The organism is Arthrobacter sp. SLBN-83 (genome assembly GCF_006715285.1).
Classification (GTDB): domain Bacteria; phylum Actinomycetota; class Actinomycetes; order Actinomycetales; family Micrococcaceae; genus Arthrobacter.
Map to the genome: position 1 here is coordinate 4,261,800 of NZ_VFMX01000001.1, position 13,174 is coordinate 4,274,973.

Consider the following 13,174-nt stretch of genomic DNA (forward strand, 5'->3'; position numbering starts at 1 on the left):
GGTCTTAGCCTCAGGAGAAGACCAGCCCCGCTTCCGCCAAATCCCCGCGGATGGTTTCGATCTCGGTTTCGTCCGGCTCCACGAGGGGCAAACGGACAATCGAGTTGGGCAGGACTCCCTGCCATTTAAGAATCTGTTTGGCCGCCACGGCTCCCTGTACGCGGGTCATGGTGGCGCGAACCACGGGCTGCAGCTCGAAGTTGATCTTGCGGGCGGTGCCGAGGTCATTGGCGTTGACGGCGTCAATCATTTCCCGGAAGCGGCGGGTGGCGACATGCGTGGTGACACCTACCAGCCCGACGGCGCCCAGCGCCATCCAGGGAAGGGTCAGTCCGTCGTCGCCCGAGTAGAACAGCAGGTCGGTTTCCGCCATGACACGGGTGGCGGCGGTGAGGTCCGCCTTGGCGTCCTTGACGGCGACGATGTTGGGGTGCTGCGCCAGCCGGATCATGGTGTCCGGTTCGATGGCGATGGAGGACCGGCCGGGGATGTCGTAGAGCATGACGGGGACGTCCACGGCGGACGCAATGGTCTCGAAGTGGGCGCGGACGCCGGCCTGGCTGGGCTTGTTGTAGTAAGGGGTCACCAGGAGGAGGCCGTCGACGCCGAGGGCTGCTGCCTGCTGGGAAAGGTGGACCGAGTGCGCGGTGTCGTTGGTGCCGGTACCGGCGATGATGGCCGCCCGGCCGCCTACGGCGTCCTTCACGGCGCGGAACATGCCGACGTTCTCTTCGTCCGTCAGCGTGGAGGTTTCACCCGTGGTTCCGGTGACCACCAGCCCGTCGCAGCCGTCGTCGACCAGCTTGCTGGCCAGCGCTGCCGCCTGGTCGTAATCCACTGCGCCGTCCTTGGTGAACGGCGTGACCATGGCGGTCAGAAGGGTACCGAGGGCAGGGATGTGCGCGGAAGAGTCAGCCATGGAAAAAACGTTACCCTGTCCCCGGCTGGTTAGGACAATGCCACGGGCGTGACGAACGTCAAATATGGCGGCCGCCGGGCCGCGGTCCGTTTGTTCCGGCATGGCAATAGCGTCCGACGGCGGCCTGCCGGAGGTCCTCAGCCCAGGAAGCGAGCCGCTGCGCAGCGCGTACATAGTGGAACAGCTCCGTTGGCGTCAGCGCATCAATGTCTGTTTCCGCGAGCCGCCGGGCCAGCTCGGCCCCTTCCGGCTGGGCAGCAAGGCTGATGCCCTCCCGCTCCCATTGGACATCCTCGGCCGGACGGCCTGAAACGAGTTGGCGGAAAAGATAGTCCACCACGCCGGGACTCATTGCCTTCAGCAGGCCATCCCCGGCCGCGGCGTCCTCAGCCGACGGACCGGCCGGACGGAAACCTGTGGGCACGTTCCCCGCCTGCAGGTTTCCGGAGTGGAGATTTCCCGGCTGCTGGGCTCCCCGCGGGGCAGGGGCTCCGGTTGATGACGTCTTCATGCAGCCATGTTATTCGAACATATATTCGAAAACAAGAGGGTTCTCCGCCGCCGCAACTCCCTTCCCTGTTGGCGTCGCCTGCTTGACAGCAACGCCGCGAGTGCGTGTGAGACGATCTGGTCATGACCTCCCGAACACCGGCCACCCGTTCCCGGAAGACCCCAGGCCGGCAACAATCGGGGCGCCTTCGGGGCATCGACGCCGCCCGCGGCCTGGCACTGCTGGGCATGATGGCCACGCACCTGCTGCCGACGTTCGAATCGAATGCCAACCTCACCCCCACTTGGATCGGCCTGACATTCTCGGGGCGGGCCGCGGCACTGTTCGCCGTTCTGGCCGGCGTGGGGCTTGCCCTCTCGACCGGCAGGGACAAGCCCCTGGAGGGCGCCGAACTGTCGGGCGCCCGGCGTGGAGTGGCGCTGCGCGCACTGGTGATTGCCGCCGTCGGACTTACCCTGGGCAGCCTGGAAGTGAACGTGGCCATCATCCTGGTCCACTACGCCGTGCTCTTCCTGTGCATCCTTCCGTTCCTGGGACTCGGCGTGAAGCGCCTGTGTGCGTGGGCTGCAGGCTGGATCCTGGCGTCACCGGTGCTGGCTTATCTGCTGCGGCCCTGGCTCCTGGCCCCCGAGCCGCCGCTGAAGCTGGGCCACAACCCAAACTGGGAGGACCTGGGAACCCCCTCGAGGCTGCTCGCGGACGTGTTCTTCACCGGGTATTACCCGGTGGTGCAGTGGCTGTCCTACCTGCTGGTTGGTCTGGCCATCGGCCGCCTGGTCCTCACCAAGGCATTGGTTCCCGTCCTGCTGCTGGTGGGCGGGACGGTGGTGGCCGTGGCCGCCAAGACCTTGGGCACAGCCGCCATGGAGGACTGGGGCGGCCGCGCGGCGCTGGAGAAGGTCCTCAACTCGCCGGGTTATCCGCTGGGCAGCGTCCTGCAGGTCAACCTGGCGGGACTGCCGCAGGAGGGCTCGTGGTGGTGGCTGGCATCCGCCGCACCGCACTCCGGCACCCCGCTTGACCTGCTGCACACCTCGGCGGTGGCGGCAGCCGTCATCGGGGCCTGCCTGCTCCTGGGACGCCTCGCCGAATGGGTGGACCTGGACCTGCTGCTGCCGCTGCGGGGAGCCGGCGCCATGACGCTGACCCTGTACACCGTTCACGTCTGGGTGGTCTCCGGCTTCTACCTCAAACCCCTGCCCGCGGGCTGGACCGAAGACGGCATGTACTTTGCCCATGCAGCGGCCGCGATCATCATTGGCATGGTGTTCGCCGTGCTGGCGTGGCGCGGTCCGCTGGAGTGGGTGGGCCATGCGGCGAGCCGGGTGGGCCGGGGCGGCCTCAAGGCCCTCCACTGACCGGCAGCCACCAAAGACTGGCCTGGACCTTACAATCGGTTTTTCGGTTAAGGAAAGGAACCCGCGGCCCACCTCAAGATGGGGCCGCGGGTTCCCTTTTGAACACCTGCCGGGAGTTGGCTGCCTACTGGGCGGTCAGGTTGAAGGTGGCCGCCTTGTCGCCATAGTCATCAAAGACCACTACCTGGACCGGACCCTTTTTGACGTCGAACGCAATAATCCCCTTGCGGGCATCGCCGGCACCTACCTCATCGGTGGGCAGCGGTCCCAGCTTCTCGTCCAGGTACACCATCTCGCCCTCCTTGCCGTCGGCATCAAGGACGGTGAAGTTGGAGGGGCTGGAGAAGCTGCTGCCCGTTTGCGTCTCCCAGGAAACCTCTATTGCAAAGAAGCCACCGTTCTTTGCAGTCATGTAGTCCATGCCGGGAATCTTGTCCGTGTAGATGGAGTCAAGAACGCTGACCTTCACGGTGTTGCCTTCGGACACGGTTGCGACCATGGAGTTGGCTCCGGCCGCGCTGCCACCGGTCTGGCTTCCGCCGGAGGGGGCAGGTGCGGCCTGGGAAGCCGAAGGAAGTTCAGGTGCCACGGGCACCTTCCGGGCATCGATGGCCGCACCAACCATGGCGATGGACGCGATAGTCAACAGAATCCCGGTAATGATGCTGACCAGCCAGACGACGGCAGTGATGATCCACGCCTTCTTCTTGTTTTCCTGGTAGCCCTCCAGCGGACGGCCGTCCTTGTCCCGGGTGTTTCCGGTCAGGGTCATGATCAGGTCCACAATCGACCAGATGCCCGCACCGCCGGCCGTGAGCAGCTTCGCCACGCCGGTGCCGATCTTGCCCAGGTAGAAGCGGTCCACGCCAAAAGTGCCGAGCAGGAGGGAAAGGAGCCACGTGACCATGAAGGATTTCCGCGGCGCATCGGAGTAGGGGCCCTGGCCGTAGGGCGCGGACTGGTATTCCCCCTGCGGACCTGCCGGATACTGCCCCTCGAAAGCGGGCTGCGCGCCAAAGGAGGAAGGCGGCGGCGGAATGGGAGGCGCAGACGGTCCGTTCTGCTGCGGGTGGGGGTAATTCGGGTGGCTCATTGATGGTCCTTCTGTGCGGTAACAAGGGTGCGGTGATGAGGCGTGCTGTGGTCAGGGTGCAGGTCTTGGCCTCCGGTGTCCGGGCACGTGGAACGACGGCGTCTGCAATACGGGGGTGGGACCGTTGGGGCCGGGCCGGAAATAGTGCGCACCTGTGGCGCGGACGGTGCCAACGGCGGTGGCCAACCTCATGCTTTCCCCCAAAGCTGAAGAGTGTGTACTAAGTCAACCTACCGTGGACGGTAAAAAGCCGCGATGGGCAGAAATGCCCATCGCGGCGGGGAGCAGCCCCGGAAGCTAGGACGCGGCGGTGAAAAGCTTCACGGCGTCGCGCATGGATGCCCGGGCACGTTTGCGGTCCCCGGCGGCGTCGTAGGCGCAGCTGAGCCGGAACCAGGAACGCCAGTCGTCGGGAGCGGCCTCGGCCTCGGCCCGGTACTTTTCGAATTCGGCATCTGCAGCCGCCCGGACGATCCGGCCACCGGGCGTGCGCGGGAGCTCGTCCACCGGCAGGCCGCCTTCGGCTTCCAGGACCTTGGCCATCTGTTCGGTACGGGCTCCGAACATCAGCTCGCGGATCAGGGCCCAGGCGCCAACAATGGGCAGCACCAGGTAGGCGGCGCCGATGGCCTTGGCGGTCAGGTTGGCGTCCGACAGAAGCAGGAGGGAGCGCTGGAAGGACACCACCAGGTAGAACACCAGCAGCAGCGTCACCGCTGCCACCCAGATCTTGGTGCGGTTTTTCCGGAAGCCGGCTGCGAGCCCGTTCACGGCCTAGAGTCCCAGGTCCAGGTAACCGTCCAGGCCGACGGTCAGGCCGGGGTGCGCAGCGACGTTGCGAACGCCCAGGAGCACGCCCGGCATGAAGGAGGCACGGTCAAAGGAGTCGTGGCGGAGGGTCAGCTGCTCACCGGGACCGCCGAGGAGCACTTCCTGGTGTGCCACGAGCCCGCGGAGCCGGACGCTGTGCACGCGGACGCCGTCCACTTCGCAGCCCCGGGCCCCGGCGCGTTCGCTGGTGGTGGCATCGGGGCTGGGTGGCAGCTGGGCGGCAGCACGTTCGGCGGCAATCAGCTCCGCCGTGCGGACGGCAGTGCCGGAAGGGGCATCCACCTTGTCCGGGTGGTGCAGTTCGATGATCTCCACCGATTCGAAGTACTTGGACGCCTTCGCGGCGAACGCGGAGGCCAGGACGGAGCCCAGGGCGAAATTCGGGGCGATCAGGACGCCCGTCTCCGGGTGTTCCGCCAAGAGGGATTCCAGCGCGGAGAGGCGCTGGGCGTCCCAGCCTGTGGTGCCCACCACGGCGTGGATTCCGTGCTCGACGGCGAAGCGGACGTTCGCTTCGGTGCTTTCGGGGACCGTGAGGTCCACCAGGTACTGCGCACCTGAGGCGGTCAGCTGCTCCAGTGAGTCACCCCGTCCCAGGGCTGCGACGAGCTTCATGTCGGGAGCGGCGTCGATGGCCTTGACGGCTTCGGCGCCCATGCGTCCGTTGGCGCCGAGGACGGCCACCAGCTTGGGAACGGAGTGTTGTTCGGTCATGGCGTTAACCCTACCGGCGCCGGTGGTTGGTGCAGGAACCGGGAGGCGTGCGTTACCTCGCAGCGGGGATCAGCGGTGGGTGTCAGCCGCCTGCGCCAACCCATTCCACCGTGCCGTCGGAGAAGAACTGTTCCTTCCAGATGGGCACCTGTTCCTTGATGCGGTCCACGAGTTCTGAGCAGACGGCGAAGGCCTGGCCACGGTGCGCGGCGGAGACGGCGCACACCAGAGCGGGGTCGCCAATTTCCAGCATGCCGGTGCGGTGTGCTGCCCAGATCCGGACAGGCTGTTCAGCCCCGGCGTCCCCTTCAGCGCCCTGTTCGGCAACAAGGCGCGCGACGACGTCGGCCATCACCTGGTGTGCCGTGGGGTGCGCGCTGTAGCTGAGGCGCTGAACGGCCTTGCCGCCGTCGTGGTTCCGCACCACGCCGCTGAAGCTGACCACCGCGCCCGCGGTGTCGCTTTCCACTGCCGCTATTGCCTGGTCCACCGAGATGGGATCCGCACTCAGGACTGCCCTGACCACTTCAAATGCTTCAGTGCCCATGTCCGCCTTCCAGCTGGTCGCAAAGGTGCCCGATCAGCGGGTCCAGGACGGTGAGCCCGTCCATGACGCCCTTCGGTGATCCGGGCAGGTTGACGATGAACGTGTGCCCTGCGGCGCCGGCGTAGCCACGGCTTAGGGCAGCGAGCGGGGTTTTGGCAGCGCCCGCCCTCCTGATCGCCTCCATGATCCCGGGAATCTCGCGGTCCAGGAGCGGCAGGGTGACGTCCGGCGTGCGGTCGTCGGGGCTGAGCCCGGTGCCGCCGCTGGTGATGATGACGGCGGGGTGCTGGGTGAGGAGCGCCCTGATGGCGGCACCCGCCGGGTCACCGTCGGGGACCACCATGGCCGGAAACACGTCGAAGCCGTGCTCGGCGAGCCAGTCAGTGATCACGGGGCCGGTTTCGTCGTCGTAGATGCCGGCGGCCGCGCGGGTGGAGGCGATGACGACGCCGGCCTTCCGCCCCTGCACCTCGCCGTGCACATGCGGGGCCGCCGCGCTGAAGGGTGTGGTCACAGTGCCCAGTCTCCGCTCTTGCCGCCGCTCTTGGCCAGCACCTTGATGTCCGTCAGCACGGCGTGCTTGTCCACTGCCTTGATCATGTCGTAAACGCTCAGGGCGGCCACGGACACCGCGGTCAGGGCCTCCATTTCCACGCCGGTGACACCCCTGGTCTTGACGGTGGCGCCGATGGTGACGGCGTCAGCGCCAAGGTCAAAGTCGACCGTGACTTTGGAGAGCGGCAGCGGATGGCAGAGCGGGATCAGGTCCGGGGTCTTCTTGGCGGCCATGATGCCGGCTACGCGGGCAACGGCCAGGGCATCGCCCTTGGGGAGCCCGCCGGTGCCCAGGAGCTGCATTACTTCGGCGGTGGTCCGGACCGTGGCGGTGGCCGTCGCTTCCCGGGTGGTTTCTGCCTTGGCGGAAACGTCCACCATCTGGGCGCTGCCGTCCTGGCGCAGGTGCGTCAGGGCGGGGGTCTGTTCTGCGTTCACAGCATCCATACTTCCACCTCGTCCCCGGCAGCGAGTTCCGTGACGCCCTCGGGGATGTGGACCAGGACATTCGAGCCCGCGAGCGCGTGCATCAGGTGCGAGCTCTCGCCGCCTTCCAGCCGTACCGTCCCGTCCGGCCGCAGGCTCCCCCGGCGGACCTGGTGTTTGGTGCCGGGCGAGGTGAGCTGCTGCGTTTGCCCTTCAAGGTCAAGCCGGGCGCGCAGGGGCAGCCGGGGCGCCGGTGCCCCCACCAAGGCCGACAGGGCGGGCCGGAGGAACATTTCGAAGGAGACCAGGCAGCTGACCGGATTGCCGGGAAACCCAAGGAAGGGGACGCTGTCGAACGTTCCTATTCCCTGGGGACCGCCAGGCTGCAGGGCAACATGCAGGAAGTCGACCGGCTGTTCCGCCATGGCCTGACGCACCACCTCGTAGGCTCCCTTGCTGACCCCTCCGGTGGTGACGATCAGGTCGGAGTCCCGGCCTTCGGCCCGCAGCAGCGCCTGGAGTTCAGCAGGGTTGTCGGTGGAGATCCCTGCGCGGCGGACGCGGAGGCCTGCCTGTGTCATGGCCGCTTCCAGGAGGGTTCCGTTTGAGTCGTAGATCTTGCCGTCCGGCAGGGGCCGGCCCGGTTCAACCACTTCGTCCCCGGTGGTGACGAGCAGGACGGTCACCGACCGGTACACCTCCACCTCCGTTAGGCCTAGGGCGGCGAGCAGTCCCAGCTGCGCCGGCCCCAGGCAGGTCCGTGCGGCGAGCGCCCGCTCCCCCGCCGGAATGTCACTGCCGGCGGTGCGCACGTACGTTCCCGGGGCAGTGGCAGGCAGCGTCACAACAGTCCCCTCCGGAAGGAAATGGTCTGGCACCGCCTTTTCGATAGGTACGACGGCGTCAGCCCCCACCGGGATCATGGCACCGGTCATGATGGGCGCCGCAGTCCCCGGCTCCAGCGGCTGGGGGGTTGACCCGGCGGGAACGGGGGGCATGATGCGCAGGTCAGTGCCGCCGTTGGGAATGTCCGCGGAACGGACGGCGTACCCGTCCATCTGGGAATTGGCGAAGGGGGGAAGGCTGAGCGGCGCAAGGAGTCCATGCACCAACGACCGGCCCAGGGCATCCGGCAACGGAACAGCCTCGGCACGGGATTCTGCCGCGAGCGGGGCCAGGAGATCCGTGACGGCGGCTCGGTGGTCGGCAACGGAGCGGGCGTTATGCGCCCTGCCGGCAGGGGCGTGTTGCGCAGTGGTCATGGGTACGCCTTTGGTCGCGGCCGTCAGGATTTCACGTCCACTCTAACCGTGTGGAATCCGGTGGCTCCGTCAGGCGCGGGCGGCCGGAAAGTTTCGTCCTGGGGCCGGCCGTTCAGGTCGGTGGCGCGGACCTGGACTTCGTACTGCCCCGGAGTGAGGTCGATGGCCAGCTTCCACTGGTACCAGGTATCGGCGGAGATGCCGGGCGCCAGCTCAGCTTCCCGCCATGGCCCCCGGTTGAGCCGCACTTCCACCTTCCCGATGCCCGTGTGCTGGGCCCAGGCTACGCCGGCAAAAACAACGGTCCCCGGGCTGAGCGGCCAGCCGCTGCGGGGCACGTCGATGCGCGACGACGTCTTGATGGGCCCGCGCTCGGACCAGCCCCGCGGGGTCCAGTACCCGGCATCGTCGGCGAACCTGGTGACCTTGAGTTCGGTCAGCCACTTGGTCGCAGAAACGTAGCCGTAAAGGCCGGGGACCACCAGCCGGACGGGGAAGCCGTGCTCCAGGGGCAGCGGCTCCCCGTTCATGCCTACGGCCAGCAGGGCATCCCGGTTATCCGTCAGCACCTCCAACGGCGTCCCGGCGGTCCAGCCGTCGGCGCTGCGCGAGAGCACCATGTCGGCTCCCGGCTGCGGCTCCGCCAGGCCCAGCAGGTCCCGGACCGGCCACCCCAGCCACCGGGCGTTGCCGATCAGGTCCCCACCCACGTTGTTTGAGACGCAGGCGATGGTGATGTGGCGTTCGGTCAGGGGTTTCGCCATCAGGTCCGCAAAGGAGAGCTGGAGATCCCGGGCCACCATGCCGGTGACCTTGAGGACCCAGGTATCCGGGTTGACCGCCGGAACGGTGAGGGCTGTGTCGATCCGGTAGAAGTCCCGGTTCGGTGTGACCAGCGGCGGCGTTCCCGCCACGCCGGACTCCGCAGCGGCCGGGATGGGCGGCGCGGGAGATGCCGGCACTGGAAGGGTGATGCGTGCCCGGGCTTCGCTGACCGCGGTGGTGGCCCCGCGCCAGATCCCCGCCAGCACGCCGGCAGCGGCAGTCAGCGCCGCGGTGCCTCCCAGGGCCTGGAGGAAGCGGCGGCGGGAGCCGGCAGCTGTGGGATCGGGTGCGCTTTCGGCATCGCCGGTTGAAGCAGTGGCCTCCCACGCCGCCACCCGCCCTGCCAGGAGCCGCAAGAGCACGACGGCGGCACCCGCGGCCAGGAGCGGAAGCGCAACAGCCACCGGGGTCACCTGGGAACGCGTCAGCACGGCTGCCGCTCCGGCGAGTCCGAAGACTCCCACCACGCCCGCACCGGCGAACCGTCTCCGGAGCTCAAGCACCCCGGCCAGCGCGGCCAGCCCCGCGATGACCAACGCCATGCCCGTCAGCAGGGCAGCCTTGTCAGCCGTACCGAAAAGGGAGATGGCCCAGTCCTTCACACCGGGGGGAACACCGTCGATCACCACTCCGCCAACGGCGGTCAGCGGGGAAAGGGAGGGGCTGGCGAACCCGGCCAGCAGCTCCCCCGCCGCGACACCCCCGGCGACGGCCGCCATCCCGGCTGCCGCACCCCAATACCTCCGTGGGTGCCGCACCGTGGCGCGCGGGACTCCCTGGTGCCGGACGGAAGGTTCCGCGCGCCCCTCGAGGCCGCCGCCGTCGTCGTCCGCCCCGTACCCGTGCCGGGAAGTCTTCACATCTCCCAGCATAGGATCGTGGCGCCGGGATGTTCCCCGACCGGTCACTGTGTGATGCGCGGCTCAAGGTGGCGTAGCCTGAATTCATGAGTGTCCAGCTAGGCATGCCCCAGCCGCGGGAAGAAGCAGCATCGGCTGTGCCCGGACGCCGCCCCGCGGATGCACCGGCCGGCCTGGCGGACAGGTACGGCCGCCGCGCCACCGACATGAGGCTGTCACTGACTGACAAATGCAACCTCCGCTGCACCTACTGCATGCCTGCCGAAGGCCTCGAGTGGCTGGCCAAGCAGGCGGTGATGTCCGGCGAAGAAATCGTGCGGATCGTCAAGGTGGGCGTTGAACGGCTGGGTGTCCGGGAGCTGCGGCTGACGGGCGGCGAGCCGCTGGTCCGGCACGATTTGGTGGACATCATCGCGGCCCTGCGGCGCAACCACCCCGACCTTCCGATCTCGATGACCACCAACGGCGTTGGCCTGGCCAGGAAGGCGGCAGCGCTGAAGGGCGCCGGGCTGACGCGCATCAACGTGTCGCTTGATTCCCTGCACGAGGAAACGTTCACCAAGCTGACCCGCCGCCCCTTCCTGGACCAGGTCCTGGCCGGTGTGGACGCGGCCTGGGCTGCCGGGCTGGGACCGGTCAAGCTGAACGCTGTCCTGATGCGCGGGATCAACGATGCCGAGTCACCGCAGCTGCTGGCCTGGGCCCTGGAGCGCGGGTACGAGCTGCGGTTCATCGAGCAGATGCCGCTCGACGCGGACCATGGCTGGACGCGCCGGAACATGATCACCGCCGCCGAAATCCGGGAGCTGCTGTCCCGGGATTTCGTCCTCAGTCCAGATCCCCGGGAACGTGACGGCGCCCCCGCGGAACGCTTTGAAGTACGACGCCGGGTGGCCGGCCCTGCGGATCCGGAGGGCCCGGTGCTGGGGACGGTGGGGATTATCGCCTCCGTCACCGAGCCGTTCTGCTCCGACTGCCGGCGCACCAGGATCACCGCCGAAGGCAAGATCATGAGCTGCCTGTTCTCACGGGAAGAATACGATCTGCTGGGCCTGCTGCGGGCGGGCGCCGGCGACGCGGAGCTGGCGCAGCGGTGGCAGGACGCCATGTGGATCAAACCCAAAGCGCATGGCATGGACCACGTGGGACTGGACGCCCCGGACTTCGTCCAGCCGGACCGCAGCATGAGTGCCATCGGGGGCTGACCGGAAATGCTTGTACGTTACTTTGCTGCCGCACGCGCCGCCGCCGGTTTCGAAGAAGAGAAGTTCGACCTGCCCGACGGCGCCACGGTGGCTGACCTGGTGAAGGCCGTAGCCGCCGTGGAGCGGGCGGAGCCCCCAACGGGAACCCCGCCGCTTCCCCGGATCCTTTCCCGGAGCAGCTTCCTGCTCAACGAGGTGGCCGTGCGGGACCAGGCAACTGTGCTGCGTCCCGACGACGTGGTGGACGTGCTTCCGCCCTTCGCGGGAGGCTAGGGAGCCAGCCTTCGGGCGCATTGGTGCCTGCGGGGCTTTGATTGTCAGACCCTCGTTGGATGATTCTTCTATGGGAACCAGCCTTGGGGTGGCAGCGGCAGCGGAAGGTGTTCATGCCTGCGTTGCTGCCCTCGATGCCCTGAATGTTCTGGAACGCGAGGACGCCTTCCTGGCGGCCGGCGTAGGTATTGGCCCTGATTTTGATGTGCTGCAGCGGCGGTACGAGATCCGGCTGGAACGGCTCGAAGTTATCGCCCGGATGGAGGCGCGGCTGTCCGCGATGAAAGCCCGGGATGCTGGTGAGGCCATGGAGATCCAGCAGGCCTTGATGCCGCCGGACGCGTCCGTCACGGACCGGACCTACGCCGAAATGTCCGTGGTGGAGGAAATCGCCGGGGTCCTGACCATTAGTTCGGCGGCCGCCGCTGCGTTCGTGGACCAGTCGCGGAAGGTCTGCTCCCTACCGCTGGTGTTCGAGGCGTTGTCTACCGGTGTCGTGTCCTGGCAGCACGCGAAGGTCATCGCCGGTGAAACCGATGGCCTTGACCCGGCCGGGGCTGCCGCCCTCGTGGCGCATTTCTTCGACCCCGACACACCCAACCCCGCCCGCGGGGCAGCCCCGGGTGAACTTGTGCCGTCCAGGTTCCGAGCGAAGGTGCGGGGGTGGCGGGAACGCCACCACCCCGAATCGATCGAGAAGCGCCACGTAAAGGGGGTCGCTGACCGGCGGATGGAATACGCCCCAGACCGCGACGGCATGGCCTGGGTCTCGCTCTACCTCCCCGGCGATACCGCCTGCGCCATCTGGAACCGGAGTACCGCCATCGCGCGCGGGCTCCAGGGGCCCGACGAACCACGCACCCTCACCCAACTCCGACCCGACATCGCAGCGTCCCAGCTCCTCGGAGCCGGCCACACCCTAAGAGGCACCGTAAACGCCGTGGACACCACCGACAACGCCCCCACTTCAGCGGTCGTCACGGAAATTGGCAAGGTCCCCACGCCGCGGGCAGATGTCCTGGTCATGGTGCCGGTGCTCTCCCTGCTCGGGGCGACGGATGAGCCGGCGGTACTTGACGGGTTGGGACCGATTCCGGCCTCGATGGCACGGAAACTCGTCGCCGACGGGGCCGACTCCTTCTACCGGGTCCTCGTCGATCCTCGCGACGGGGCGCCGCTGGAAATCGGCAGGAAGAGCTACCGGCTTCCTGAGACCATCAAACGCTGGATCAGGATGCGCGACGCCAAATGCACCTTCCCCGGCTGCACCAACGGCACCCCGGACAACGAAACCGACCACCTTCAAGCTTGGGAACACTGCGGAACCACCGGCACCACCAACTTGGCCCAGCTCTGCCCCAAACACCACCGGCTCAAACACCACAGCAGATGGACACCAGACCCAGCCACCGACAACGACCCGCCCGGCTGGACCTCACCCACCGGCCGCCACTACAAATCCGAACACCCAGACACCGAACCACCACACTGGCCACCAGGAATCCTGCCGATAGAGGCTGTTGCGCGCGCAACTGAGGATCTGGAGTGGGAGCCACTACTCGCGGACATGCCAAACTGGCCCGACCGGCCACCTGAAGAACCACCCTCCGAGAATCTGCTCGACTCCAGCGGCCTGTGCCCCACAGATCCACTATGGGACGACTTCTACGCGCAACCATTCAATCTGCCACCCGACCCGTGGAAGGACTGGGAACGGCTGAAGTCATAAATTTTGAAGCCACCGTCAATTGAGGTGCCGACGAAGCCTGGGCTTGAAAGATCGGCAACGCTCGCG

General features: G+C 67.4%; 14 protein-coding genes. 4 read left to right on the plus strand and 10 right to left on the minus strand.

The window, feature by feature from the left end; all coding sequences use genetic code 11:
* Positions 1-10: 10 nt before the first annotated feature.
* Entirely contained in the window at positions 11-919 is a 909-nt protein-coding gene (gene dapA / locus FBY30_RS19895; RefSeq protein WP_142134537.1) for a 4-hydroxy-tetrahydrodipicolinate synthase, read from the minus strand.
* Between the two features lie 58 nt (positions 920-977).
* Positions 978-1,430 carry a hypothetical protein gene (locus tag FBY30_RS21090; RefSeq protein WP_235009511.1) on the minus strand — a complete coding sequence of 151 codons (453 nt, stop codon included), beginning with the start codon at positions 1,428-1,430 and terminating at the stop codon, positions 978-980.
* Between the two features lie 122 nt (positions 1,431-1,552).
* Here FBY30_RS21090 and FBY30_RS19905 point away from each other — a divergent pair, with 122 nt between their 5' ends.
* Positions 1,553-2,788, plus strand: a complete 1,236-nt coding sequence (locus FBY30_RS19905; RefSeq protein ID WP_142134539.1) for a heparan-alpha-glucosaminide N-acetyltransferase domain-containing protein — start codon at positions 1,553-1,555, stop codon at positions 2,786-2,788.
* Between the two features lie 124 nt (positions 2,789-2,912).
* On the opposite strand, the gene FBY30_RS19910 is transcribed toward FBY30_RS19905, so the two are convergent.
* The 8 genes from FBY30_RS19910 to FBY30_RS19945 form a co-directional block, all read right to left on the minus strand.
* Positions 2,913-3,881, minus strand: coding sequence for a TM2 domain-containing protein (locus FBY30_RS19910; protein ID WP_142134540.1), 969 nt, complete (start codon positions 3,879-3,881; stop codon positions 2,913-2,915).
* Positions 3,882-4,178: 297 nt separating this feature from the next.
* A complete protein-coding gene (locus FBY30_RS19915) occupies positions 4,179-4,652 on the minus strand; it encodes a hypothetical protein (RefSeq protein ID WP_142134541.1) in 474 nt (157 codons plus the stop codon).
* A 3-nt stretch (positions 4,653-4,655) separates the two neighbouring features.
* Positions 4,656-5,426, minus strand: coding sequence for a 4-hydroxy-tetrahydrodipicolinate reductase (gene dapB / locus FBY30_RS19920; RefSeq protein WP_142134543.1), 771 nt, complete (start codon positions 5,424-5,426; stop codon positions 4,656-4,658).
* Between the two features lie 82 nt (positions 5,427-5,508).
* Positions 5,509-5,973 carry a molybdenum cofactor biosynthesis protein MoaE gene (locus FBY30_RS19925; RefSeq protein ID WP_142134544.1) on the minus strand — a complete coding sequence of 155 codons (465 nt, stop codon included), beginning with the start codon at positions 5,971-5,973 and terminating at the stop codon, positions 5,509-5,511.
* Positions 5,963-6,487 (minus strand): MogA/MoaB family molybdenum cofactor biosynthesis protein, encoded by a 525-nt coding sequence (locus tag FBY30_RS19930; RefSeq protein ID WP_142134546.1) that lies wholly within the window; start codon positions 6,485-6,487, stop codon positions 5,963-5,965. The genes FBY30_RS19925 and FBY30_RS19930 overlap by 11 nt, the downstream gene beginning before the upstream one ends.
* On the minus strand, positions 6,484-6,975 hold the full coding sequence (gene moaC / locus FBY30_RS19935) for a cyclic pyranopterin monophosphate synthase MoaC (RefSeq protein WP_142134547.1): 492 nt from the start codon (positions 6,973-6,975) through the stop codon (positions 6,484-6,486). The genes FBY30_RS19930 and moaC overlap by 4 nt, the downstream gene beginning before the upstream one ends.
* Positions 6,963-8,216, minus strand: a complete 1,254-nt coding sequence (locus tag FBY30_RS19940) for a molybdopterin molybdotransferase MoeA (RefSeq protein ID WP_142134548.1) — start codon at positions 8,214-8,216, stop codon at positions 6,963-6,965. The genes moaC and FBY30_RS19940 overlap by 13 nt, the downstream gene beginning before the upstream one ends.
* 23 nt (positions 8,217-8,239) lie before the next feature.
* On the minus strand, positions 8,240-9,760 hold the full coding sequence (locus FBY30_RS19945; protein ID WP_142135484.1) for a molybdopterin-dependent oxidoreductase: 1,521 nt from the start codon (positions 9,758-9,760) through the stop codon (positions 8,240-8,242).
* Between the two features lie 227 nt (positions 9,761-9,987).
* Here FBY30_RS19945 and moaA point away from each other — a divergent pair, with 227 nt between their 5' ends.
* From moaA to FBY30_RS19960, 3 genes are all read left to right on the plus strand, one after another.
* Positions 9,988-11,106 carry a GTP 3',8-cyclase MoaA gene (gene moaA, locus FBY30_RS19950; protein WP_200830733.1) on the plus strand — a complete coding sequence of 373 codons (1,119 nt, stop codon included), beginning with the start codon at positions 9,988-9,990 and terminating at the stop codon, positions 11,104-11,106.
* A gap of 6 nt (positions 11,107-11,112) precedes the next feature.
* On the plus strand, positions 11,113-11,379 hold the full coding sequence (locus tag FBY30_RS19955) for a MoaD/ThiS family protein (protein WP_142134550.1): 267 nt from the start codon (positions 11,113-11,115) through the stop codon (positions 11,377-11,379).
* Between the two features lie 70 nt (positions 11,380-11,449).
* Positions 11,450-13,108 carry an HNH endonuclease signature motif containing protein gene (locus tag FBY30_RS19960; protein WP_142134551.1) on the plus strand — a complete coding sequence of 553 codons (1,659 nt, stop codon included), beginning with the start codon at positions 11,450-11,452 and terminating at the stop codon, positions 13,106-13,108.
* Positions 13,109-13,174: the final 66 nt, after the last annotated feature.

Excerpts from the sequence above, each read along its gene's own strand:
- dapA (WP_142134537.1), bottom strand. The coding sequence starts at position 919 with ATGGCTGACTCTTCCGCGCACATCCCTGCCCTCGGTACCCTTCTGACC.
- FBY30_RS21090 (WP_235009511.1), bottom strand. The coding sequence starts at position 1,430 with ATGAAGACGTCATCAACCGGAGCCCCTGCCCCGCGGGGAGCCCAGCAG.
- FBY30_RS19905 (WP_142134539.1), top strand. The coding sequence starts at position 1,553 with ATGACCTCCCGAACACCGGCCACCCGTTCCCGGAAGACCCCAGGCCGG.
- FBY30_RS19910 (WP_142134540.1), bottom strand. The coding sequence starts at position 3,881 with ATGAGCCACCCGAATTACCCCCACCCGCAGCAGAACGGACCGTCTGCG.
- dapB (WP_142134543.1), bottom strand. The coding sequence starts at position 5,426 with ATGACCGAACAACACTCCGTTCCCAAGCTGGTGGCCGTCCTCGGCGCC.
- FBY30_RS19925 (WP_142134544.1), bottom strand. The coding sequence starts at position 5,973 with ATGGGCACTGAAGCATTTGAAGTGGTCAGGGCAGTCCTGAGTGCGGAT.
- moaC (WP_142134547.1), bottom strand. The coding sequence starts at position 6,975 with ATGGATGCTGTGAACGCAGAACAGACCCCCGCCCTGACGCACCTGCGC.
- FBY30_RS19940 (WP_142134548.1), bottom strand. The coding sequence starts at position 8,216 with ATGACCACTGCGCAACACGCCCCTGCCGGCAGGGCGCATAACGCCCGC.
- FBY30_RS19945 (WP_142135484.1), bottom strand. The coding sequence starts at position 9,760 with ATGGCGGCCGTCGCCGGGGGTGTCGCGGCGGGGGAGCTGCTGGCCGGG.
- moaA (WP_200830733.1), top strand. The coding sequence starts at position 9,988 with ATGAGTGTCCAGCTAGGCATGCCCCAGCCGCGGGAAGAAGCAGCATCG.
- FBY30_RS19955 (WP_142134550.1), top strand. The coding sequence starts at position 11,113 with ATGCTTGTACGTTACTTTGCTGCCGCACGCGCCGCCGCCGGTTTCGAA.
- FBY30_RS19960 (WP_142134551.1), top strand. The coding sequence starts at position 11,450 with ATGGGAACCAGCCTTGGGGTGGCAGCGGCAGCGGAAGGTGTTCATGCC.